Consider the following 24,486-nt stretch of genomic DNA (forward strand, 5'->3'; position numbering starts at 1 on the left):
AAAATAAAGGAAAAATAATGTCATATAAGCGCCCTCTGACTCTGACAGCACACTATATCTCCGCTATCATGCTGGTCGTGCCATTTGTGCTCATATCGATTAACGCGCAGATTGTGGACGCTGCTGCTCTGACCACCAGCTATATTCGTCTAAACCGTATCAAAGCCGGACAGACCACCTCGTACCGCGTCGTCTTTCGTACCGTGAGTGCTGGCGCGACATCAGTTGCTATCAACTTCAATGGCACTGATTCTACGACCTGGACCGGATCATCGGGCGTCGTGCTGACGGGAGCACAAGCTACCAACACAGCGACCTGTGCATCTGAAACAGGCAGCACGGCCCTTCCTGGCACCTTAACTGCGACCGGATCTGGTTCGGCCCTCACTATCTCTGGGGTGACCGCACTCGCAGCAACAACAACCTATTGTGTCGACCTAACGGCTACTAATGCCGTCACAAATGCAACAGTTGGTGAATACCACCCAACAATCACCGTCGGTAGCGATTCAACAACAGTCGCCGTTCGAACTATTTCTGATGATCAGATTGTTGTGTCAGCGACCGTGCCGCCGACCTTTAACTTTGTCATCACTGGACCAAACACCGATAGCTTTACAACCAGCTTGAGTCCTGGCTCCGTTGTGTCGACAAGCGGTAAGGCAGTTACTATCACATCAAATGCAGCAGCAGGCTGGATTGCCTGGGCCAAAAACGCAAACGGTTCCAGCGGAGCCACCACCAAGGGTGCTTTGCGTTCATCATCTGCTGCAAACTACACAATCCCAACCCTCAATGCCAACGCCCTCGGCAGCGCGTCACACACCCTGACGCCCGGTACCGAAGACTACGGACTCGGCGTTACCATAACCACCGACGCATCAGGTGGCGGTGCAGTCGCCGTAGATGCAGCCTATGACGGCACCGGTACAAAAGCCGGCGTCCTTGACCCGACAAACTACCGCGCTATCGCATCCGCCAACGGCACTGCCAATGGCGACGTCATCACTCTGACAGAGCGCGCAACCATATCCGGTAACACGCCTGCCGCCAACGACTATTCAGACACCTTGTCTATCATCGGCGCAGCAGCGTTCTAGACTTCGTCTGCACTCTAAAAGAACCGGCTTACTGAAGCCGGTTCTTTTACGTTACAACTCTACAGCAGCATGGTTTGGCGTGTGCATCTGCTTCGTGTATTATAAGCATAAGTATGCGTACATCGAGGTTCATTGGACTACTAGCAGTCATGGTATTGTCTGCTAGTATTTTTTTGATCACATCAGCGCCTGTCCATGCAGCAACCGCCGAGGACACCACGCTCAATCTTATTACCTCGCCTCTTCCTATTGACCTTAAGGCAACGCCAGGTAGTACCGTCTCAACCGAAATTCGTATCAAGAACGGTAGTCCGCACAGCGAAACGCTCAAAGTCCGCCTCATGAAGTTCTCTGCCTTCGGCGAAGAAGGCAAGCCCTCGATTCAGGACCGCGGTCCTGGTGACACTTATTTCGATTGGGTAAATTTCTCATCTGAACGATTTGTTGCGCCTTCCAACAAATGGGTAACGATCAAAATGTCGATTACAGTTCCGAAGGACGCGGCTTTTGGTTATTACTACGCAGCCGTGTTCTCGCGGGCCGATACCCCGAAGCCGGCTACATCTAGGCAGAATGTCCTCGTCGGCTCAACGGCTGTCCTAGTACTCGTAGATGTCGACGTACCCGGTGCGAAGCGCACGGCTGAGATCAAGAGCTTCACCGTCAACAAACACACCTTTGAATTCCTGCCAGCTGATTTTGCAATCAAAATTCGCAATACCGGTAACGTTCACCTTGTGCCGACGGGAAATATATTCATTAAACGTGGTAACAAAACCGTCGCTACGCTGAACGTCAACTCGCCTGGCGGTAATGTCCTGCCCGCCAGCAACCGCATCTTTACCGCCAGCTGGACAGACGGCTTCCCCGTATACACACCGAAAGAAGCGGGCGGTCAGGTAGTGCTCGACAAAAACGACAAGCCCGTTACTGAACTCAAGGCTGATTTTACCAAAGTTTCCAAGCTTCGCATCGGACGCTACACCGCCCATGTCTTGCTAGCGTATGACAACGGTAAATCGGATGTCCCGCTTGAGGCTACCGTCAGCTTCTGGGTAATTCCCTGGCGCCTCATCCTCATCGCTATCGCCATCCCGGTCGTGCCAGCAGTGGCGGTGTATCTGTTTACCAATTGGCGTTTCAAACGGCGCCTGGCACGGGAACGAGCTACCAAAAAGTCCCGCATTGAGCAATGATGACGCAGACAATATTTCGGGTTAGTATTGTCGTGACGGCACTGTGCGGTCTGTTGTTTCTAGCACCACCCGTAGAGGCAGCACAATCAACCGCTCCCGCTATTGCAGCTCCAGATCAGTCAGTTGTGGTGTCTCCTTTTCTCAACGAAGTCCAAATTGCAGCCACTGATACATCGAAAGACGTGAGTATAAACTTAACAAATAATACTGCGGCTGCACAAACTTACACCATAGCCGTTGTCGATTTTGGATCGCTCAACGAAAGTGGCGGTATAGCCTTTGCTGGCAATACCGACGACAAGCTGGTGCGGAAATATGGTCTTGCCAACTGGCTGCGGCTGCCCCGCGATCGTGTCAGCCTCAAGGCTGGCGAAAGCACTAAAATACAAGCTACTGTCGTCAACGAAACCTCTCTCGGTCCAGGCGGCCATTACGCTGCTCTCGTCGTCTCTATTGACAATGCGGATGCTGTCGGCCAGCAGACAGTCAGCGTTCAGCAAAAAATATCCGCCCTGCTCTTTGCCACGAAAGTCGGTGGTGAAGTCTATGACCTAAAGCTCACGAATATTCAAAAGGACGGCGACTGGCGACAACTGCCCAAAATCATCACGCTCGATTTCAAAAACACTGGCAATGTCCATGTCGTCCCACGCGGTGTCGTACAGCTGATCGCCCCTGGCGGCAAGACTATCAGCAAAGGTGTCATCAATGAGGCATCAGCATATGTGCTGCCAGAAACAACCCGCCAGTTCGTCGTACAGACAGAACCTGTCAGCAATCAAGGCTGGCGGCCCGGCACATATACACTGCGCGTAGATTATCGCTACGATGGATATGACACGTTTGCCAGCAAGCTAATTGCATTTCGATACAACAATCTGTCTGGATTCGGCTTCATCATTGTACTGCTGATCCTAACAATATACACAGGCTACAGACTGCGCCAAAGACGAGCTCGCACAGCCGCCCCATCGACGTAGCCCTGGTGCTCGTGACCGCTGTAAAAATTGTTTATACACTACACGAAGATGCTTGTGGTTGACTGTCAAAACGGTTATACTAAAACGCAGATGGGACATATAATCAGGTGAGTCATATGCTTCGTTGGGTTCAAGGGAATAAATATCTCCGCTACGCTGCTGCCAGCATAGCGTTTATTGCTGTACTCGGCCTGTCGTATGTTGGCACCAACCAAACTGCCTCAGCATTGCCAAACCCAAACATGATGAACTTCCAGGGTAAAGTCGTAAACAGCGATGGCACCAATGTCACGAATGGCAGCTATACCTTTCGCTTCCGGCTGTACACCTCGACCGCTCCGACTGATGCTGCCAATGTCTGTAGCGCCAACAGCTGTAAATGGGAAGAAAGCAAGACCGTAACTGTTACAAACGGCGTATTCCAGACTGAGCTCGGCGATACGACAACGATGATCGATGTGAGCCTCTATACTGATCTCTACCTCGGCGTCCGCTTCAACAACGATGCAGCCGGCGAAATGACACCTCGTGTGCACCTGAACAGCGTTGCCTATGCACTAAATGCCGATAAAGTCGGTGGCATTGGCGCGGCTGGCTTCGTGCAGCTTGGCGCGACGCAGTCTGGCAACATCAATATCGGTACTGGTACTATCACGTCTGGCAACATCAACAGTCAGACAATTGGCACAGCGGCTAACTTTACCGGCACACTCACCATCCAGGGCGCCAACGCCCTGGCACTTGGCACGTCTAGCACCAACAACGCTTCGATACTGTTCCGCTCGTCTGGTGGTGCCAACACTATCACCCTGACCGCTCCAACCACTAACCCAACATCGTCCTACGTTCTGCGACTGCCGACTACTGCCCCAGCCCTCAGCCAGTGTCTCCAAAACGACGGCACGACCATTGGCCAACTTACGTTTGGGTCGTGTGGTTCAGGTGGTGGCGGTGACAGTATCTCGGTTAATGGCACGGCCGCAACTGACGCTAACTTCCTTAATACTACTGCCACCGGTACAGTTACCGGTACGACATTTACACTAAACACCGGCGCAACCCCAAACACCGTCGCTGTTGCTATCGGTAATGCATCGACAACCACAGCTGGTGCAGTTACCAACGCGGCGCAGACATTTGCCGGTGACAAAACTTTCCAAAGCACAACCAATTCTACCACCGCATTCCGGGTTCAGAATTCATCCGGCTCTGACATATTGAGCGTCGACACCACCGACACCAATCTCATTGCCAACAATCCCGGTTTTGAAGCCGCTATCACCGGCTGGACGGCCGCCAACACGACCGCCCCGACCCGCGTTACAACCACTGAATACTTGGGTATCGCATCCGGAGCCGTCACAGCAGTGACGGCAGCCGGCGAAGGCTTCAGACAAGTGCTTGCGAGCGCCTTACCGAACGGTACCTACACTATTTCGTGGTATGACAAGCTTATCTCTGGGCCAGCTTTTACTGATGTTCGCGCCGCATACTCAGCTACCGGTGGAGCCGCTGTCGATTGTACCGGCCAGAATAGCGCTGTTGTCGTAACTACCGGCTGGACACGCCACTGGTGCCAGATTACCGTCAGCGGCGCCAGCGCCAGCAATTTTATCACGATCCGCCAAGTTGGTGCATCTGCAGCACGGACTTGGAACATTGACGCCGTCCAGCTCGAGCTCGGTGCAGCTCCAACTGCATATGGTGCCGGTACGCTCAGTATCAATTCGAACATCATATCACCAATTAACTTCAAAAATGCCGAAGATTCAACAACTGCTTTTCAGATCCAGTCGTCAAATGGCACAAACTTAGCGACCTTCGATACGCTCAATAAAGGCCTGACTTTTCAGGGTGATATCAATCTAAATGCTCAAACTGACATACGCTTTGCCGATACCGACAGCTCGAACTGGGTGGCTCTGCAGGCACCTGATACTGTTACTTCGAATGTAACCTGGAAATTGCCGTCGGCTGATGCTGCTGGCTGTCTGAAATCGGATGGTTCCGGTAATCTCTCCATTTCTCCGTGTGGGGATACGAACGTTCAGACATTATCTGCAAATGGATTTTTTACTATTCCAGTAAATGGACTCATAACCATCCTTGAAGCCTGGGGTGGGGGTGGTGGTGGTGCAGGTGGTACCGGAAACTCTCTGGCTGCATCACGTTCTGGTGGTGGTGGAGGTGGTGGTGGTGCTTATAACACGACAACAATTGTTCCTTCATCTTTAGGCTTACCGAACGCAAATATACCTGTAACCGTTGGTGGTGGTGGTACTGCTGGAAACGGCGGAACAACAAACCTTGGAACAGTTGGTGGTGCAGGTGGACAGACATGTCTTAGCAGCACGTCTAGTTGCGGAGGAACTATGTTTATTCAAACATTTGGTGGTGGTGGAGGCGCATCTGTCGCAGTCGGAAATGGTGGTGGGGGTGGTGGCGGGTCACAAGCTGTTGGAGGAAACTCGACATCTGTAACTGGTGGTACTGGCGGTGGCCCAGGCGGATCAGGCGCAACCGCGTCCAACGCAGCATTTGGTGGTGGTGGTGGATCAACCGCTACAACCGGAACATTCACAGTTGGAACTGGCGTCATGGGTGGTGGTGGTGGTGGAGCATCGACCACCACTGGTGTCAATAACTCTGGTCCGGGTGGTGGCAGTTATCAAGGAGGAGCAGGTGGTGGTGGTGGTGCAAGCACACCTATCACTACATATGTTCAACGTTCCGGTGGCCAGGGTGGTCGTTCGCCCATACTTAGCGGTGGCGGTGGCGGTGGTACAGCCGGTTCAACTGCCGGACAAGCTGGTGGTCCCGGCTCATCTGGTGTTGGAGGTGGTGGTGACGGTGGCGGTGGTGGTGGCTCCACAGGTGCCGTCAGTGGCGTTGGTGGCGCAGGAGGAGTAGGTGGCACTCGTGGTGGCGGTGGTGGCGGTGGTGGTGCAAGTGCTGGCACTGGTACGCAAGTTGGTGGCGCAGGAGGAGTTGGAGGATCCGGATTCTTCAGAGCTACCACCCTCCGTGGCCAAGGCGCCGACCTTGCTGAAATTTATTGTACGAACGACTCAGACATGGTCGCTGGCGACGCCGTATCAATCGATCCTGCCCTTCGCGCTGGTGTCCGTAAAACCACCAAGCCATATGACAACACCGCTATTGGCGTTATTTCTACGGCTCCTGGCCTGACGATCGGTACCGTCGAAGAAGAGTGTGCCAAGCCGGTGCTGGTAGCTCTTGCCGGACGTGTTCCGCTCAAAGTATCCCTCGAGAACGGCCCGATCAAATCCGGGGATTCACTTGCGGCTTCATCTATACCTGGCGTAGCCATGAAAGCCGTCAAAGCCGGTACCGTTATCGGCCAGGCACTAACAGCTTATGATGGCCAGCCTGCTGATGGCTACGTCGTCGCCTTCGTCCAAAACCATGTCTCAAATGGTAGCTCCCTTGCCGAATTCATCCCCGGCCTCGACACGAACCAGGATGTACCCGTCAGCCAGCAAGCACTTGAATACTTACTCACCAAAAAGGACGAAGCCGTTGCTTCGCAGTACGTATCAGAGATTACAACCGACCGCGTGACTGCTGGTCTTGAAATAATTACTCCATCAGTCATCACTGATGCCCTGACGACCAATAGCATCGGCTCATCGGGTGGTGATATCTCTTTCATTCTCGGTGACAGCAACAAGCTCGTCGTCAAAGGCCGGGCTGGCGAACCAGCCTTCAGTATCGATGCCACCGGCAACGCCACCTTCGGTGTCAGCTTAGTCGCACTTGGCGACATCGAAGCTAAGGGCGGCCTGATCGTCGATGGCGACGCCCTCTTCAATGGCATTGCGACCTTCACTAAGCTGGCTCAGTTCCAGGGTGACATTGACGCTCTAGGCCGCGTCACCTTCAACAAAGACGCCGGTGGACTTGGACTCCTCACCAAGGGCGGCACCAGAGTCGACATCGTATTCGACAAGCCGTATGAGCGCCCACCGGTGGTTGCCGTGACGCTTGTCGCCGATCAGACGGTCCTACCAAATGGCACCATCGAAGATAGTAAACTCAAGGAACAACGTCTCTTCGCCGCTGGTTACAGCTACCTGGTCTCGAATTCTACGACAAAAGGCTTTACAATAGTACTCAACAAAAAGGCCTCCGAAAATCTCCAATTCAGCTGGAATGCCGTCGCTATCAAGGATCCCACGACAACAACCGGCGATGCAGACACCACCGAAGCACCGGCCGTTCTAACATCATCACTCGCAGAAGGACAATAGACATATGAGCAAGAAGAAATCCAAATCACAGGCGAGCGACACCAGCCCGCTTCCTCCGCAGCAGCCCATCCAAACCAATCCACCACGAGCCATTGATAATTCTGCCCGTCAAAATCCCCGTCAGCAACAATCGTTCTCCCCACGCTCACAGCAACAGCGCGATCAGGCACCCCGGCCACAACGCCGATCGACGCTGCGCTGGGTTCTGAGCTCCCGCGCCCTACAACTACTCGTCATCGGTCTGCTGATTGCCCTACCGAGCTACTATTTTTATAACCAAGGCAAGAAAGTCGAGAGCCAAACCAATAGCCCGGCCCAAAACAACCTGCAGACAACTGCCGAAGTCGTGAAGCAAGTCAGCAAGCACATTTTACTACCTTCTGGCGAGCAACCAACCGTCGCTACCGTATCCGACGCCAGCAAAGTTCGCAATCAAGCCTTCTTCACTAACGCCGCCAGCGGCGATAAAGTCCTTGTGTACGCCCAGGCCAAAAAAGCCTACCTCTACCGCCCCAGCATCGATCGCATGATCGAGGTTGCTCCACTAGCTCCGAATAAAACCACACCATAATTCACTGATATATCCACAGATTATAATGCTTATGATTTGCAGTAATCACACAGTGTAAATGATACAATACGGTTATGTATAAACTGAGTGGGATTATATCGAGGCCGTTTACATTTGTAATCTTGTCGGTTCTTACCATCAGTACCATTATCCCGGCGACCGTCTACGGTGATATCGATGCCTGCTCAGCGCTATTTTCAGGATCCAGTATAACGCCCGGCACGCAGAGCAACCTGAACATACAGGTCAACAACGAAAGCAATAATCCTATCAACTGGATCCGCGTTGTGCGGCCGAACAATAATTTCGTCATTTCCGGCGCCAGCTCAGAAGATTGGGCAGCCAATTTCGCTGATGATGCCGCCGTATTTAGCGGCAGCTCACTAGATCCGAGCACGGCATACAACCGGCTGTATCTGTCGGTTGACGCCGCTGCCAATGAAACACCGCCTGCAACCTGGCTGATACAAGTCTCCGACGATCCGGGCGGCAATAATCCATTTACCTGCGCTAATGGCGGTCTGGATTTGGCCATCAGCGACGGCGCGGCGCCGACATTTTCAGACATTATCGTCGAGAATGTCGATACCAGGTCGGCGATTATTACCTGGACATCAGATCAGCCGTCAAACGGACAAGTGTTTTATGGCAAGACAAGTCAGTATGGTAGTGCCTCGGCACTCAGTAGCACCTACACAACCAGCCATACGGCTACGTTGTCAGGTTTAACACCGAATAGCGCCTATCATTTTAAGATCGCCGGCACTGACGCTGCTGACAGTAGCAGTACATCCGGCGACAATACCTTTGTGACGCTCTATGAACCGCCCGGCAGTGTCGCGACCACACCGCAGGTCATTAATAACAACTCCGGCGGCGGCAGTCTGAGCAATTTTGGCATTGCGCTCAAAACCACGCCAACCGAGAAAGTAGTACCAACCATTGCAACCAAAACTGACTTCACGAAGCCCTTCAAAGTCGCTCCACTCGTTACCGGAACAGCGCAGGACAATGAGTCAGTCGCCATTATCGAATACTCAATGAACGACGGCAAAGACTGGCTACCAGTAGACGCCGCACCGGGCATTGGAGGTAAATCCGTAAGTTACAGCTTTACGCCAATGGGACTCGAAGACGGCAATTACAACTTGCTCGTCCGGGCCATTGATACATCCGCGAATGTCGGCACGACAACTGCCGTTACCATGATCATTGACCGGCTCGATCCGCTGGTCGGCGGTATTGTCGTATCGCAGGGTCCCCAGGTCATATCACCCGCTAGTGACGGAACTATCTCCGCCATGGCCGGTGTCAGCCAAAGAATTACCGTCAGCGCCGTTGGCGGCCCAACAAAAATCACGCTTGTTGCCGCCCAAACAGACGGCCAGCCAGGCGGTGGCACGACCGGCAAAAACGCTCAGCCGCAGTCGTTTTATCTGACAAAATCTAGCGATACTGGCCTATGGATGGGTGACGTCAATTTCAGCTCGGCTGGTCGTTATGACATCGTAGCCACTGCCGTTGATGGTGCTGGCAACCGTACCGCCCGCGTCCTCAGCGCCGCACAGGTCGCCAGCCCTGCACAAACGATCGACGAACGGACGATGGCCGGAGTTATCAGCAAGGTCACGCTGTACTACCAGGAGCCTGCCTCCAAAACCTGGGTTATTTGGGATGCCGCTGGCTACAGTCAATCAAATCCGCAGGTCACTGATAGCAACGGTTACTTCAAATATTTCCTGCCGGCTGGAAAATATTACATCCGGTCCGAAGCTAAGAATTACAAAACCCTTATTAGCAGCATATTTCAAATTAAGCAATCTCAGGCATTCAGTAGCACGCTAACACTGAAACCACTCCATAAAATTGGTGTCGGCAAGGCAAGCGTATCATTTCCGTTGCTGGCAGCCCAAAACATGACTCTACAAAATGGCCAACAAAATCAAAATAACCAATCTACGAAAGTCCGTGATGCCGTAATCGACAAAACAGCACCCGACTTTACGCTTAAGGACACCAACAACGCTACCGTATACACCGCCGACCTGCTCGGCCGACCCACGCTGATATCAATTGCTTCGACCTGGATGCCCGCCGCCAGCGAACAGCTGGGTACGCTCGACGAACTACAGCGCAATAAAGACATTAATATTATCCCCGTCGCGTTGCAGGAAAACATCAACAAGACGCGGGCCTACACAGCAATAGCCGGACTGGATCTGCGTTGGCTAGCCGATCCTGACAGTACGCTCACCACCAAATACGACATTTCAAATCTCCCGATGCATTATTTCCTCGACCGCAAAGGCGTGGTCCGGCAGATAGAAACAGGCGTTGTCACTAAACAGCGAATAATCGACATATTATCAAGCTATTAAGCAGCAAAGCTCAAGAATCATATGAAAAAGCTCATGGTTACTATATCATTAGGTAGAAGCAACACGTCACCGGCCAGCAGTGCCAGGGAACAAAAGTAACTCATATGGTGCCGCTACAATTTTTTGGTCAAAACATCCACTTCGCAATCAGTCTGTTTGCGGCCCTAGTGTTTTTCGCCGTTTTTTGGCTTGAATTCGACGCCTGGCTCGCCAAGCGCGCACCGAAGGAACTAATACAGTGGTCGAGCTTCCTGCTCATTGCCCTGTCATTCTTATTCAGCGCGACCATCATCGAGCAGTCAGTACTTGGCCAGTCGTTTTTCGGTAGTCTGTCAGAGACAATTGCATTTGTCCTGCGGGCACTCGGCTATATCGGCATTATCATCGCCCAGTTACTTGACCCACTCCAAAAAATACCCGAGCTGAAGGGCGTCCAGGCAGAAGAATTCGTGGATACGCCTGCCCCCGTAGCATCTGAGCAACCTAAGTCCGCGTCTCTCACCCCTGCCCCACTCACCCACGCTCAATCTGTCTCCGCTTTGCCGACTTCCGAGTCTGGAGTGCAAGTAGCAGTTCATCCGCATTCGACGCCTGCTGGTCACATCCACAAGAAACCTGCCAAAAAGCCTGCAAAGCGCATGCAAGCAGTCGGCTTTGCCAGCTTGCCAAACGTAGCCCAATTATTACTACCACTTAGCGCACTGGCGATCGCTGCACTCTACTGGCGCCGGGCGACAACTGGGCTGGAGCGGCACTACAAGCCAGTGGCTATCTCATTTGGACTATTGTTTCTGTACGAAACGCTGGCATTGACCAGCCTCTGGCAAGACAGTAGCAACCCGCAGGTCGCGGCACTGGTGGCAGCATTTGGGCCACTTTGGATCGTGCAGCAGCTTGTTCTACTGGCAGCCGTCATCGTACTCGGCCGATGGGTGTGGCAGTATTTAACTCGCCGTTTCCTATCGCAACTATTTATGATCTTCACCTCACTGACGCTGGCAATCTTCTTGCTCACAACAATCAGCTTTACCTTCTTGCTCGTAAGCAATATTCAGAAATCCAGCCTTGATAACCTCAAGACGGCCGCCGCCGTACTTGGCTATGCAATCGACGGCAAAAAAGCTGAGACGCTCGCCAATACACAATCAATCGCCGAAAATCCTGATATCGCCAGAGCCGTCAGTGCCAAAGACCACACTGCGCTGATCGGCCTCACCCAGTCCTTCCTTCGTGACAAAAAGCAGTCCTCACTGCTCATTACGAACGACAGCGGCCAGGTGCTGCTGCGTGCCGAGGATCCGGACCGCTATGGTGATTCGGTGTCGTCAGATACACTTGTGCGGCGGGCACTGATCGGCCAGCCCAGCTCGAGCGTCACCAGCCGCGAAGGCGTGCTGGCGCCAGTCATCTACATTAAGTCCACTATTCCGATCCGTGAGCCAGGTGGACGGGTTGTCGGTACCGCTACGGCTAGCCTGGTTGCCGACAATGCCTTTGTCGATGGCATCAAGCGCTCGACAGGGCTCGATAGTGCTATATACGCCGGCAGCATCCGTTCAGCAACGACGTTCGTCGCGCCAGACGGCGTGTCGCGCTGGATCGGTGTCAAAGAAACCAGCAGCGAAGTACAAAATACTGTTCTCAAACAACGACGCACCTTCCAGGGGCCGATCGAAGTACAAAACCGGGGTTACCTCGCCGTGTACGCTCCGCTCAAAGACATCGACAACACCGTCATTGGTATGTTGTTTATCGGCCAGCCGAAGTCAAATATACTGCAAGCCGCCGGACGATCCATAGAACTTACCTTCGCAGTCACGGCACTTTTGCTGATTCTATCTATTATTCCTGCCTACCTCATCGCGAAATACCTGGCATATCAGCTGGAATAACAAGACATATCTTCAAATAAACGCCGGGTAGGCATAAATAGTTCCTGCAGCATGCATATGGTAGGATATAAGCACTAGCACTTCGACAAGACAATCATTATGAATACAGAGACCGCTAGTCAAATCGCCGAAAAGGAGCAGTCGAGAGATACGACTAGTCAGTTTAATGCAGCCAGTCCCACTGATACGCCTGTTGAAGATCGTCCACCTCAAACAAAACGCATGCCGCGCAAAATATTTGCTGCTATTCTCTTTATTATTTTGTTGACTGGCATAGGAATATATTCGTTAAGCAACCGCACATCACCGCCATCGGCAACAACAGCTAACACACCAAAGCTATATCATGTTGGTATACTAAGTGCTCTCGATTTTTTTGCCCCAACGACTGAAGGCTTCAAGCAAAGAATGACTCAACTTGGATACATAGAAGGTAAAAACATTGTATACGACATACGCCGAGCCGACAGGCCTGTTGGGAATCAATCGATCATCAAAGATTTTGTTGACGCCAAAGTAGACCTTATATTAGCCTTTCCTACCGAGGCGGCAATAGAGGCCAAAGCCGGAACAAAAGGCACGAGCATTCCAGTCGTCTCTGGCAATACGATCATAGAAGGAAGCAGCCTGGTAGATAGCCTGCAGCGTCCCGGCGGCAATATTACCGGGGTTAGATTTCCTGCTCCTGAAATAGCATTAAAACGTCTTGAACTGATGCAGCAAATTGCACCAAAAGCCAAACGTCTAATGGTGCCGTACCTCAAAGATTATCCCTCGATATCTGCTGCATTTGCAGCCATCGAACCAGCAGCCGCCGCCGCCGGAATAAAGCTCATAAAAGTTCCTTTAAACACGACTGATCCTACCGATCTCAAAGCCTACCTTAGTTCGTTACCTGCTAAAGGAAACGTTGGATTTGATGGTATCTTATTTATACCAGAGCCAGTCGCCGCTCTCCCTTCTACGGTGGGAATACTATGCGACTATGCCGCAGTTCACTTACTGCCAGTAGGCGGTGGTGCACTAACGAGCACTGACCGTGGAGCCATTTTTACTATTGGGCCAAACTCATTTGAGGTCGGCAAACTTGCAGCACCATTAGCCGTCAAAATATTTACAGGTACCAAGGCCGGTGATATTCCGATTGTCAGTCCTGAAAATGAATTAAAGTTCAATATAAAAGCGGCTCAAAGGCTCGGGCTGACCATCGATGAAAGCCTGCTCAGTACCGCAACTAGTATAGTCCGCTAACGAGAAGTTAATTATGAAAAAACACAAATATACCCGCGGATTTAAAAGCCTGTCAGCTACCCTTGCCTTATCCTTTGTGATTTTAAGTCTTTGTACTCTATTGGTTGCCGGATGCATCAACACATACTTTGCCTATCGCTCTGAAAGCAGAGCGATTACCGATCGCCAGCAACTAGTCGCGGGTAGCGCCGCCCGTACCGTAAAGGGCTTTATGGATGACAAGCTTCTCGCAGCTAGCCTGTCAACAAAACTGTACAATCTATCATCTGGGAATACGCAATCCAGCCAACTAGCTCTCAGCAAGCTGCTCGGGATTGAGCCCGCATTTCGATACGTAAAAGTTGTAGATACAAACGGCGTACTAAAGCAACAGATTAGCCGTAACGCCAGCTTCAGTACGTCGACCTCAAACGACAGCAAAGCGTTGCTTGAGACAGTAAAGAGTGGCAAGAATTATATCGGGCCAGTCTACATAGATACCGTGACGAGCGAACCATTAGTAGAAATAGCGACGCCTATTCAAGATGTATTCAAAGACTACAAGGGTGCGCTTGTAGCTGAAGTAAATTTAAAATTTATGTGGGAACTTGTTGACAACATAAAAGTTGGTCAGCGCGGCCAAGCCTATGTGGTCAACAAAGACGGCAGCCTTATAGCCTACAAAGATACGAGCCGGGTACTCGCTCGCGAAAATCTCAAAAACCTAGAAGAGGTAGACGCATTTATACGCAATAAATCAATCCATGCCGCCGGTATATCGTACACAGCTACAGGTATCAACGGTGGCAAAGTCGTTGCCTCGCATGCCGCGCTTCGGTCGCCAGCTTGGGCAGTCATAGTTGAAATGCCGGTAAACGAAGCCTACGCGCCTATCATTCGTAATCTATATAACTCCTTATTAGTATTTCTGTTAAGCGCACTGGCAGCTACAGCTGCTGGCTACTACGTCTCCCGACGAATAACCCGGCCGCTCGTCGAACTCCAAAAAGCGACAGAGCAAATCGGCCAAGGCGATCTGGCCGTCCGCACAAATATTGCCGTTCGTAATGAAATTGGAGAATTAGCGCGCGCCTTTAACGCGATGGCGCAGGGCCTGCAGACATCCGGCCAGAAGCTCTATGATGAGCATGCCCGACTTAAAGCATCTATAGACAGCCTCGACGTAGGACTGCTGATGACATTTAAAGACGATCAGGCGATTTCATACAACACAGTAATGCCGAAAATTCTTGGACTTGGCATGACGCAGTCCGGCCGGCAAATTACGCTTCAGGCACTCAGGACAAAACTGCTGACCAAAGGATTCGACCTCATACAGTCGCTAGAGGCGTGTCAACAGACCGGTGAAAGCTTTGAGGTAGGAGAAATATCGTATGACGACCGTATACTTCGTATATTTGGTGCTCCGATAATGGGCAGTGACGATCGTATCATCGGAGCAATTGTCCTGCTGGACGACATCACTGAAGCCAAAGTACTGGAACGCAGCAAAGACGAATTCTTTTCAATCGCCTCTCACGAACTCCGAACTCCACTTACCAGTATTAAGGGCAACAGTAGTATGATCTTGGAGTACTACAAAGAAGCTCTTAAGGACGACCAGCTCAAAGAGATGGTGGACGATATGCATACCAGCAGTGTACGACTTATCGATATCGTAAACGACTTTTTGGACCTGTCACGGCTCGAACAGGGCAAAATTAGATTTAACTACGAAGCAACTCATATTGAGCCGGTAATCGAAAGTGTTGTGTACGAAATGCGTCCCGTGCTCGACGAAAAGAAGATATACCTCAAGCTCGACGAGCTTACCTTGAATACACTTCCACAAGTCTGGGTGGACAAAAACCGGCTCAAGCAAGTCGTCTACAATCTCGTTGGCAACGCGGCCAAATTTACCGATGAAGGCGGTATCATGATTACCGCTCGCTTAGACCGGGCCGCACAAGCTGTCAAAGTTCTCGTAAGCGACACGGGCCGGGGTATGACGATCGAATCACAAAAGTTGCTCTTCCATAAATTTCAGCAGGCCAGCAGCAGTTTACTGACCCGTGACACGACGCGCGGTACTGGTCTTGGACTATACATATCAAAGATGATCGTAGAGAATATGGGCGGTGCCATAGCTCTGGACGAATCTGTCGAAGGAAAGGGCACGACGTTCAGCTTCACGATACCACTAGCTACGCCCGAGCAACAGAACAATGCGGCGGCCAGCAGACACGATACAATCACAGACACAGCGACGGGGCTGACCGTACAAGACAAAAGCACTAAAACAGATCAAATATAATTATTTTGCTTGCTATCGGCTAGTGCTTGACTGTAGAATACAGACATATGACTAAAGTACTTATTATCGAAGACGATCCGTTGATGTCTCGTATGTATCAGAAAATCTTCACGTTTCAAAAATACGATGTAGAGCTAGCTGGCGACGGCGAAGAAGGACTCACAAAAGTCGCCGAGACAAAACCAACAGTCATTTTGCTCGATGTGATGATGCCCAAAATGAACGGTCTGCAAGTACTTGAGATACTCAAAGCTAATCCTGCTACCAAAGCCATACCGGTTATAATGCTGACAAACCTGGCCGGACAACAAGACGCAGAAACAGCCCTCATGAAAGGCGCCGTCAAATATATCGTCAAAAGCGAGCACGAGCCCAAAGAAATTGCTGACATGGTCGAAGAAGTTATTGCTGGTTATACCCGCAACGATATTCCATCGGTTGCATAGATTGTCCGTAAGCACCGGGTTACACATAGCGATGTATCTATTGTAGTTATCCCGTTATGACGCAGCCGGACCGATTGAGGCGTGCGCCTTCATTAGATCCCAGGGAAATTACATGTCAGACAGACAAGATCCCGCCAAGTGTGGCGACCAAACTAATTTCAATCTATACCGTCAAAATTTCGAAAACGACGGGCGGTACCAAAGCATCGAAGCCGAAGGGATATTTGATGAAAATGCTTTTGGCCGGGCGCTGCATGATCCGCGATCGGTGATACTGGAATCCCGGTCTGATAATGCGATCCGGCGCACGCCGCTACTAACACCCTTGGAACTGCTCGATTGGTACAACCTCGATTACCATCAGAGATACGCAGGCACAGACGTACCACTCGTATATTACGGCCATGTATCTGCCCTGTACGAACAGCACGCCGGTCCGTACACTCAAGCCATGCAATCCGGTCTCCGGCGGTTAGCCGATCAAAGGGGAGTTATCGTAGTCGAACACACAGACCATGAAGCACCAATAATCAACCGTCAGCTTGGCGCTTTAGCCTCCGATCTCGCCATTACGCTGACGCCCGTCGAAGGCCCAGAGGGAGAGATTACGCCACATTATCATTATGCAAGTTTTGCGCGGCCACAGGAGCAGACTACATCATCCCAAAGCCTGTCGCTCTACGATGCGTATGCAGCCGGCATAAGAGAAAATGTATTTAGCGAGAATGACGCAGTCGTTGCACCTAGCCTTTCCCTGGCAGATATCGAACAACTCTGGAGCTTTTATAAACCAGTGTTTGATGGCTTGTCACATGACGATCCGGTTCAAGCCGGCTTTGATGAACATGATTTCAAAGCACTCATGCAATCTCCGAAATGTATCAAGTTTTTATATAAAGAACAGCAAGACATTATTAATCTATGTCTGTTCATCGATATAAGAAATTGTTCTTGGATGAACCAATTTTATTATAAACAGCATTTCAGCGAACAATACGATGCGGGTCTCGTGTACTGTTCGCCGGGCATCATAGCCAACCCGCACCGAGCCCGCGGATCGACCAGCATGCACACCATCGGTATGATGGGCCGGGTTATTAGGCGGGCCGGCATAGAACCAGTCATAACATTTGCCTGTGACACTGAAAGCAACAAAAAGGTGCCACGCATATCACAAATGGCATTTCAGCGCGTTGGCATTGATACTGATTTTGCCCGTCCTGTCGGGCACCAGCTTTTTCGTATGCTAAGAGTATCAGTCAGCTAGCGAGAATCAGTTATCGTGTATTTCTTTAGCTGGCTGATTGGGTTAAATTGCTGTTTCATGCGACGCAGTCCACCAATCCCTAAATCCTGCTCAATATTCATCAAACTGCCGCCATCTTGAACAAGTCTTTCGGCTACTTGATGCATTAAATACCGGTATATTCCGCGATAATGCGTATCAGCTTTCCAAAAATGCCCAGTGTACCACTCTTGATCAATTCTTTCGCTGATCATAAATGCTTTCAAATTACCGTCAATGGTAAGTCCGTACGCCGAAAGCATCGACAGGTCAGCCGCCGAGAACAAGCGCCCCAATGCCATCAGTTCGCTTTCGGCTCTATTCTCATGGTCATTATCTAGTTTCGTCTTTTCGCGGTTCAAGAACACTTTGAATACATCGCCTTGCGTACCTGGATCGGTCAAATCAAGCTCGCTAAACAAGGTTGCTTGGCCATGCCTGGTATAAAAATGATTGATTTCGTGACGCATATGTCGAAAAGATGAACCATGCTTCCGAACGATGTCAGTTAAGGAAATAACATAATCGTGGCCATCAACATCCTCTGCCAGGCTATATTCAGTAGAATTGGCTAACGCCAGTGTACCAACGGCAGGCACCAATCGAAGTTCCCGCGTTGGCGTACAGCGTTCCGCCTCATTCAGCAATATTTCTACTGTAGCATCGACTTGAGTATCTCCTAGATAGGAATAAAACTCAGAGCCATTCAAATAATCAGGAAACCTGGCGACGAGATTTCCATTGAGCAGTGCCACCCGCGCACCGCCCGTAACATCCCAGCTGACCATATTCGTATAATTGAAATCGGAGTACGGCTCGTACCGCGCAGTATAGGCCAGCAATTGATCCCTAATAGAAATATCCACCGGACTATAGTCCGGGAATTGAGCAATTTCACCCATCATTCTCATCCTTATGTGTTTTTATGTACTGTTCATATTCTAACATCAACCATAAGCATTTTATGTGCACTTGTTATTGATTGGGGATTGCTAAGCACCGTGATATAGTCAAGATAACACTTATGCTTTATACATGGCTTTCATACTCAATACCTATCATCGGACTTTTTGTTATTGGGTTAGTGACAGTACTAAAGGATTCCCGGCAGCTTGTAAACAGACTGTTTTTTCTACTATCTACCGTGATTGCCCTCTGGCTGTGTGCGCTATTCATTGCGGATCTTGCGGCTGACACTACAATCAGTCTGTGGTCTGTTCGTACAGCAACATTCGTAGGCACACTTATGGCACCGCTACTACTATATCTCGGCAACGCCTTCCCCGTTCAGACTAGCAAGCCGTCCAATCTTTTGTTTGCGTTTGCAGTTATACCAAGCGCGCTATTCCTGTCGGCGGCCTATACACCGCTTCTTGTCCCAGGTATTACTATCGAAGGTCATAGTGCACAGCCTAATGACCTCGGACTGCTGTACACATTGCAGAGTCTATATATAGCAGGAAGCTTCATCGCATGTATTGTTATGATGCTCCGCAAGCGCAAGCACGTAAACTCGCGGCAGCGGGCACAGATCATGTTGTTTATGACCGGTTTACTCATTGGCTTACTAGTAAATGTCGTCACTGGAATATTTTTGACGATGCTAAACCAGTCAACGAATTTTTCAAACCTGGCGGGCGCATTATCGTTCTTTGCGTTAGTCGCAACTACTTCGTACGCAATTGTGAGGTATCGGCTGTTCGACATTCGGCTCGCCATAACCCGGGTGATTGGATATTCGATTACAATTGGCGTTGTAGCGGCATTTTATTCGCTGCTGATTGTTCTCATTGGCACGAAGCTTACGTCATTCAATGATATTGACGCTAAGGATCTTACAGTATTACTGTTGCCGACTATATTTATAGCTCTGACATTTCACTATGTAGAACGGTTTGTAGCCAAGCACACACAGCGTCTCTTTTACCGCGACGCCTACAACGAGCGTGAAGTTTTGGACAAATTATCAGACGCGCTCATCACCGAAAACGACATCAATACTATCATGGAGCAAAGTCTCACGGTGCTCGGAGATGCCCTAAAGCCGCGCACGGCTTATCTCGCAGTGCTTAATGCCTCAGGAACTGTCTATCACCAGGCAGCCCGAGGAAGCGAAGAGCCGGTATCAATCAATGCTTTACTTGGCCAGCTCAAGCACGAAAAACAAATGCTTATCGACATTCACGAAAACCCGACAAGCAGCATCGCGCGCATAATGGCCCAAGGTGACGCCGAGATACTACTTCGTCTCGGTACGCCAGATAAGCCCGCAGGATTACTCTTGCTCGGTACGAAGCAAAACGGCAGCATGTACACCACCCAGGACGTAGCATTGCTGCGTATATGCGCAAAAAGCCTAAGCCTGTCACTCGAAAATGCCAAAAAATTTGAACAGATCCTACACTTCGCCGACACCATGCACTCTGAAGTAAAACGGGCAACGTCACGGCTCCGCAAGGCTAACAAAGAGCTCAAAACCCTGGACGCGCTCAAGGATGACTTTATTGCGACAGCGTCGCATCAGCTGCGCACCCCTGCCGCCTCCGTACACGACGCACTCCGCATGCTCAACCATCCGATGATCACAAAAAAGGATCGTGACGAGCTAATAGAAATGGCGGAAGCTAGCAGTGAACATCTGGTTACTGTCGTACGGACCATGCTCAACATGGCACGTCTCCAAGCCGGCCATTTTACAATCGACAAGAGCAATACCGACCTCGTATTACTCACCGAAAGAGTCATCGATCAGGTCGAGGTACTGGCATCACGGAAGAATAGTCGTATCACACTGCTCAAGCCAGATCACCCCGTCCGTCTTAATGTCGATGTCGCCAAAATAAATGAAGCACTGTCAAACTACATCGAAAACGCCATCAAGTACAGTCCGGAACATAGCACGGTCACTGTCGATCTGGCTGTGACGGCCGATAAAATCATCTTCGAAATAACTGACCAGGGTATGGGCGTACCTTTAGCGGAGCAGCCGAATCTGTTTGGTAAATTCTATCGAGCCACGAATGCCCGCCAGGAACAGCCGGACGGCAATGGCATTGGTCTCTACGTCGTCAAATCAATTGCAGAAGGACATGGCGGTGAAGCATACTACCGTCCAGCCACGGAGCAAGGCAGCGTCTTTGGCTTCTGGTTGCCCGTCACATCAATCAAAACATAGAAGTAGTACGTGTAGGGCGCATCACTTCCCGGCCCGGCACACGTTCATAGCTCACGTAATATACGCAGTTATCTGCCGTTACCGGCCTGGCTTATCCGACAACTTATCGTTGTGGTACGCCATAATATCACCAGGCTGACAGTCCAGTGCGCGGCAGATCGCCTCCAGCGTTGATAGGCGCACCGCTTTTGCCTTGCCGTTTTTCAGAATAGAGAGATTCGCCATAGTGATGCCGACCTTTTCCGTGAGTTCAGTCACACTCATTTTGCGACGCGCTAACATAACATCAATAGTAATTATTATCGCCATAGTACTAGCCTCAAACCGTTAAATCATTTTCGCGCTTGATATCGACAGCATGCTGCACAAGCCTCTGCAGAACGCCCGCGAAGATTGCCATGACAAGCGACGCGCCAATTATGACGAACCCTACTGCCGCTACCCCGGGTGCGTCATCCCGGTCTGCTACATAAAATATATACGGCATACCCGCCGCGTATAAAGCACTGATAGCACCAGCGCTGTATTTGATGTATTTTACCGCCCTGACGGATAGAGTCGAAAAAGCCAGATTGCGATCTATGTAGCCAAGGAGTTTGAGGGCTTGATAGAGAGCGAAGAAAAGAGGTATAGCCGATACATACATGCCGACGAAGATCGGGCCGTAATCGAAATCACCCCGCAACTCCGCGCCGATTAAACGTGGCAATACGAAAACACAAATCGCCAGCACGATGAGACCGATGGCCGCGATAACTGCTTTTAATATCAATGTTGAGCTGCGTTGCATATGGTATCTCGATTAATTTATTCTTGTATTATAGCAAACTATTTATCGTTTTGCAATATATTTTTATTGTTAATACTATATAACGGTACTGTAAATAACAGTTTATGCTGTTTAAAAGCGGTGCAATGCACGTAGCCTGCGGTGGTATATTTCTACGACATACCGCGGCGTCAGACATAATTGGTCTATAATGATATTCAGGAGGAAATATATATGAAATGTCCAATAGACCAAACTGAACTCAATATGACCGATCGTCAAGGCATAGAAATAGATTATTGCCCGCAGTGCCGGGGTGTCTGGCTCGACCGCGGCGAACTTGACAAAATCATCGAACGTAGCGACGCGTCACCTGCCCCGACGCCCCCACCGTCAACACGCCCGTACACTCCAGAGCCGGCGCAGTATGAGCAACAGCGCCACTATGAGCCGTCAAAGCCCGATTACCACCACGACCAGCACAATACACATCGAAAGCACAAGAAAGAAGGCTTCCTGGGTGATTTGTTTGATTTCTAGATGCAGCCGTTCATGATTGACATGACGCTATCGGATATATACGACATCATCATTTGGCTCGTCCCGTAAGCCATGCCGTTAATATATCGAACTATTGCGCTATTGCTTACTATGAAGTAGAATTGTATTCAAACAAGCTGTATTATGAGCAAAACGACACCAAATTCCCGATTTGCATTATTGCACAGACACATCTTGCTTTTTTTAGTGGCTACTACGTTTGTCGCGGTTGGTATTGCAGCTGCATTGTCGATTCGAGCTGCTACCCCATTCATATCGGCAGAACCGGAAAATGGAACCATCAGCTCTGATGCCGGTTCCATAATATCAGACGTAACAGCTTCAGCAGGAAAAGCTGTCAACTTTGCTGCCGCAGTTACACCGCCTCCGCCAACGGGCATCCATCGTTTCCCGTACAGCTTCGGTGACACCCAGTTTTTCACGAACATGACAGCATCGTCACCTATCCGGCTCGGCTGTGAAACCCGCTCTAATCTAACGATCACTACTCATGCTGAGCCGGCATCTGTCAACAACAACTGTGGCAGTGGCACGAGTACTATCAACCGTGTTCGTCTTGGTGCAGACGTCAATGGTGGCGTCCGGGAAGGTTACCGCTGTAACGGTTCCGGTACTATGGTTATCCAGAATAGCTGGCTCGAGGCACAAGGAATAGGCGATGATCACGCCGATGTCATCCAATGCTATAATCCGAACAATTCACCAACCGCGACAATGCGGGTCAGCAACACCACGATTCGGGGTTATAACAGTTCAGCTACAGCCGGCTTATTTGTAGCCGATAGCTACGCTGCCGATGTCTATTTGTCAGACGTGTTGTTCTGGGGTGCGCCGTATGGTCTTAGGATTCACACCGATGGCCGACCTGGCAAGCTGTACATGAACAATATCTGTTTCTATGGGACAAGCTATGCAGACCATTCATTCCGGACTGGTCCGATGCTGCTGAGTCCATACACGCCGAGCATTATGGAATGGAACAACGTCAACTGGTGTACCATCAGCAATGGTAATCTCGTTGTACATGGTTCTATCCCGCGACCGTAGTTTCCGTGTTGCTATGGCGGGTTAGTGGTTGCCGGATAGTCAGTAGATCTCAAAACCTTTATACTGCATCGTATGAGAAAGCGTATACACATCCCAGCCCTGCTTATACTAGTACTGCTTTTTGCTGCGTATGTTGCATATGATCGTATCATCGCCCCGACGAACTCTTCTTTACCAACTAGTCAGCTGAGCAACCAAGACCGCAACAGCATTTCTACTGTCATAGGTAATCTCGACACACCCTGGTCCATTACTAGTCTGCCGTCCGACCGCCTGATGATATCCGAACGTAGCGGCATTATTCGAATCATCGGAAATGATAACCGACAATTCCAAATTGCCGACGTTGTCGAGCGTGGCGAAGGTGGTCTACTCGGGGTTGCCCTCGATCCACGTTTCGCAGACAACGCTTACGTGTATGTCTACAAAACAACGGGTGACAGCAATATTGTTGAGCGCTATCGGCTCGCGAAAGATCAGCTCGTGGAGCAAACCAACGTACTTATAGATATTCCAGCCGCCGCAAACCACAATGGTGGCGCAATCAGCTTTGGTCCTGATGGCAAACTGTATATTACGACCGGGGATGCGCAAGTTGAAAACCTGGCTCAAGACCGCCTTAGTCTGGCTGGCAAAATCCTTCGGATCAATGCCGACGGCAGCGTACCCTCAGATAATCCGTTTGGCAACGAAGTATGGAGCTATGGCCACCGCAATCCGCAGGGTATAGCTTGGGATGATGAGGATCGGTTATGGTCCACGGAGCACGGACCGTCCGGTTTGCAAACCGGACACGACGAGCTGAACCTTATACAGAAGGGTGGTAACTATGGCTGGCCTGTCGTTCGCGGCGCTGAGACACGGAGCGGCATGATAGCACCAGTTGCAGAATCGGGCGCCGATGACACCTGGGCGCCAGCCGGCTTGGTCCACGCAGATGGCAAGCTCTATTTCACTGGCCTGCGCAGTCAAACGCTCTACCAAGCCCGTATTGATGGCGAAAAAGTTGCGCTTTCCCGGCATCTCGTCGAAGAATATGGCCGTCTCCGCGCCATCACCACTCACGATAACAGCCTGCTTATCAGTACGAGCAACAAGGACGGGCGTGGCAGCCCCAAACAAAGTGACGACAAGATCCTCCGCGTGCCATTAAGCCTTCTGTGACTTTCAAAGCACCCCGCAACCCCTTACGCGCAAGGCGCGCTCAATAATTTTCCGAGCATATGTATGAGCCTAGTTCTAAACTTGCAATGACTATACTTTAAACTGCG

18 protein-coding genes are annotated in these 24,486 nt (G+C 50.6%); 15 read left to right on the forward strand and 3 right to left on the reverse strand.

All coding sequences use genetic code 11. From position 1 onward, the window contains the following. Positions 1-17 precede the first annotated feature (17 nt). The 11 genes from VF575_03140 (at position 18) to VF575_03190 (ending at position 17,645) form a co-directional block, all read left to right on the forward strand. Positions 18-1,100: a hypothetical protein gene (locus VF575_03140; protein ID HEX8182572.1), complete on the forward strand. Its 1,083-nt coding sequence runs from the start codon at positions 18-20 to the stop codon at positions 1,098-1,100. A gap of 113 nt (positions 1,101-1,213) precedes the next feature. Continuing rightward, the gene (locus VF575_03145; protein ID HEX8182573.1) at positions 1,214-2,296 is read left to right on the forward strand and encodes a hypothetical protein; all 1,083 of its coding nucleotides are present in this window, start codon (positions 1,214-1,216) and stop codon (positions 2,294-2,296) included. Beyond that, complete coding sequence (locus tag VF575_03150) at positions 2,293-3,276, forward strand: hypothetical protein (protein HEX8182574.1); 984 nt, start codon at positions 2,293-2,295, stop codon at positions 3,274-3,276. The genes VF575_03145 and VF575_03150 overlap by 4 nt, the downstream gene beginning before the upstream one ends. A 116-nt stretch (positions 3,277-3,392) precedes the next feature. Further along, positions 3,393-7,547, forward strand: coding sequence for a hypothetical protein (locus tag VF575_03155; GenBank protein HEX8182575.1), 4,155 nt, complete (start codon positions 3,393-3,395; stop codon positions 7,545-7,547). A 4-nt stretch (positions 7,548-7,551) separates the two neighbouring features. Continuing rightward, positions 7,552-8,118, forward strand: a complete 567-nt coding sequence (locus VF575_03160; protein ID HEX8182576.1) for a hypothetical protein — start codon at positions 7,552-7,554, stop codon at positions 8,116-8,118. Between the two features lie 74 nt (positions 8,119-8,192). Further along, positions 8,193-10,496 carry a redoxin domain-containing protein gene (locus VF575_03165; GenBank protein HEX8182577.1) on the forward strand — a complete coding sequence of 768 codons (2,304 nt, stop codon included), beginning with the start codon at positions 8,193-8,195 and terminating at the stop codon, positions 10,494-10,496. A 104-nt stretch (positions 10,497-10,600) separates the two neighbouring features. Beyond that, entirely contained in the window at positions 10,601-12,388 is a 1,788-nt protein-coding gene (locus VF575_03170) for a cache domain-containing protein (GenBank protein HEX8182578.1), read from the forward strand. A gap of 99 nt (positions 12,389-12,487) precedes the next feature. Beyond that, entirely contained in the window at positions 12,488-13,639 is a 1,152-nt protein-coding gene (locus VF575_03175) for an ABC transporter substrate-binding protein (protein HEX8182579.1), read from the forward strand. Between the two features lie 13 nt (positions 13,640-13,652). After that, entirely contained in the window at positions 13,653-15,932 is a 2,280-nt protein-coding gene (locus tag VF575_03180; GenBank protein ID HEX8182580.1) for an ATP-binding protein, read from the forward strand. 47 nt (positions 15,933-15,979) lie between these two features. Further along, positions 15,980-16,378 (forward strand): response regulator, encoded by a 399-nt coding sequence (locus tag VF575_03185; protein HEX8182581.1) that lies wholly within the window; start codon positions 15,980-15,982, stop codon positions 16,376-16,378. 112 nt (positions 16,379-16,490) lie between these two features. After that, complete coding sequence (locus VF575_03190) at positions 16,491-17,645, forward strand: hypothetical protein (protein HEX8182582.1); 1,155 nt, start codon at positions 16,491-16,493, stop codon at positions 17,643-17,645. Here the strand turns inward: VF575_03190 and VF575_03195 are convergent. Continuing rightward, complete coding sequence (locus VF575_03195) at positions 17,642-18,568, reverse strand: phosphatidylglycerol lysyltransferase domain-containing protein (protein HEX8182583.1); 927 nt, start codon at positions 18,566-18,568, stop codon at positions 17,642-17,644. The two genes, VF575_03190 and VF575_03195, sit on opposite strands and share 4 nt — an antisense overlap. A 119-nt stretch (positions 18,569-18,687) precedes the next feature. Here VF575_03195 and VF575_03200 point away from each other — a divergent pair, with 119 nt between their 5' ends. After that, positions 18,688-20,838 (forward strand): ATP-binding protein, encoded by a 2,151-nt coding sequence (locus tag VF575_03200; protein HEX8182584.1) that lies wholly within the window; start codon positions 18,688-18,690, stop codon positions 20,836-20,838. Positions 20,839-20,916: 78 nt separating this feature from the next. Here VF575_03200 and VF575_03205 read toward each other — a convergent pair whose 3' ends face one another. Both VF575_03205 and VF575_03210 read right to left on the reverse strand, forming a co-directional pair. After that, a complete protein-coding gene (locus tag VF575_03205) occupies positions 20,917-21,147 on the reverse strand; it encodes a helix-turn-helix transcriptional regulator (GenBank protein ID HEX8182585.1) in 231 nt (76 codons plus the stop codon). A 10-nt stretch (positions 21,148-21,157) separates the two neighbouring features. Beyond that, the gene (locus VF575_03210) at positions 21,158-21,628 is read right to left on the reverse strand and encodes a DUF2975 domain-containing protein (GenBank protein HEX8182586.1); all 471 of its coding nucleotides are present in this window, start codon (positions 21,626-21,628) and stop codon (positions 21,158-21,160) included. Between the two features lie 213 nt (positions 21,629-21,841). Here VF575_03210 and VF575_03215 point away from each other — a divergent pair, with 213 nt between their 5' ends. The 3 genes from VF575_03215 (at position 21,842) to VF575_03225 (ending at position 24,379) form a co-directional block, all read left to right on the forward strand. Next, positions 21,842-22,147 (forward strand): zf-TFIIB domain-containing protein, encoded by a 306-nt coding sequence (locus VF575_03215; GenBank protein HEX8182587.1) that lies wholly within the window; start codon positions 21,842-21,844, stop codon positions 22,145-22,147. Positions 22,148-22,291: 144 nt separating this feature from the next. Beyond that, positions 22,292-23,215, forward strand: coding sequence for a hypothetical protein (locus VF575_03220; GenBank protein HEX8182588.1), 924 nt, complete (start codon positions 22,292-22,294; stop codon positions 23,213-23,215). Between the two features lie 72 nt (positions 23,216-23,287). Beyond that, on the forward strand, positions 23,288-24,379 hold the full coding sequence (locus tag VF575_03225) for a PQQ-dependent sugar dehydrogenase (GenBank protein HEX8182589.1): 1,092 nt from the start codon (positions 23,288-23,290) through the stop codon (positions 24,377-24,379). Positions 24,380-24,486: the final 107 nt, after the last annotated feature.

It is taken from the genome of Candidatus Saccharimonadales bacterium (assembly GCA_036388415.1).
Taxonomy (GTDB): Bacteria; Patescibacteriota; Saccharimonadia; order Saccharimonadales; family UBA4665; genus UBA4665.

What these genes read in the sequence shown, in the direction of transcription:
- VF575_03220 (HEX8182588.1), top strand. Translation starts at nt 22,292, where the DNA reads ATGAGCAAAACGACACCAAATTCCCGATTTGCATTATTGCACAGACAC.
- VF575_03150 (HEX8182574.1), top strand. Translation starts at nt 2,293, where the DNA reads ATGATGACGCAGACAATATTTCGGGTTAGTATTGTCGTGACGGCACTG.
- VF575_03175 (HEX8182579.1), top strand. Translation starts at nt 12,488, where the DNA reads ATGAATACAGAGACCGCTAGTCAAATCGCCGAAAAGGAGCAGTCGAGA.
- VF575_03160 (HEX8182576.1), top strand. Translation starts at nt 7,552, where the DNA reads ATGAGCAAGAAGAAATCCAAATCACAGGCGAGCGACACCAGCCCGCTT.
- VF575_03165 (HEX8182577.1), top strand. Translation starts at nt 8,193, where the DNA reads ATGTATAAACTGAGTGGGATTATATCGAGGCCGTTTACATTTGTAATC.
- VF575_03200 (HEX8182584.1), top strand. Translation starts at nt 18,688, where the DNA reads ATGCTTTATACATGGCTTTCATACTCAATACCTATCATCGGACTTTTT.
- VF575_03145 (HEX8182573.1), top strand. Translation starts at nt 1,214, where the DNA reads ATGCGTACATCGAGGTTCATTGGACTACTAGCAGTCATGGTATTGTCT.
- VF575_03180 (HEX8182580.1), top strand. Translation starts at nt 13,653, where the DNA reads ATGAAAAAACACAAATATACCCGCGGATTTAAAAGCCTGTCAGCTACC.
- VF575_03195 (HEX8182583.1), bottom strand. Translation starts at nt 18,568, where the DNA reads ATGATGGGTGAAATTGCTCAATTCCCGGACTATAGTCCGGTGGATATT.
- VF575_03210 (HEX8182586.1), bottom strand. Translation starts at nt 21,628, where the DNA reads ATGCAACGCAGCTCAACATTGATATTAAAAGCAGTTATCGCGGCCATC.
- VF575_03225 (HEX8182589.1), top strand. Translation starts at nt 23,288, where the DNA reads ATGAGAAAGCGTATACACATCCCAGCCCTGCTTATACTAGTACTGCTT.
- VF575_03205 (HEX8182585.1), bottom strand. Translation starts at nt 21,147, where the DNA reads ATGGCGATAATAATTACTATTGATGTTATGTTAGCGCGTCGCAAAATG.
- VF575_03155 (HEX8182575.1), top strand. Translation starts at nt 3,393, where the DNA reads ATGCTTCGTTGGGTTCAAGGGAATAAATATCTCCGCTACGCTGCTGCC.
- VF575_03215 (HEX8182587.1), top strand. Translation starts at nt 21,842, where the DNA reads ATGAAATGTCCAATAGACCAAACTGAACTCAATATGACCGATCGTCAA.
- VF575_03140 (HEX8182572.1), top strand. Translation starts at nt 18, where the DNA reads ATGTCATATAAGCGCCCTCTGACTCTGACAGCACACTATATCTCCGCT.
- VF575_03185 (HEX8182581.1), top strand. Translation starts at nt 15,980, where the DNA reads ATGACTAAAGTACTTATTATCGAAGACGATCCGTTGATGTCTCGTATG.
- VF575_03190 (HEX8182582.1), top strand. Translation starts at nt 16,491, where the DNA reads ATGTCAGACAGACAAGATCCCGCCAAGTGTGGCGACCAAACTAATTTC.
- VF575_03170 (HEX8182578.1), top strand. Translation starts at nt 10,601, where the DNA reads ATGGTGCCGCTACAATTTTTTGGTCAAAACATCCACTTCGCAATCAGT.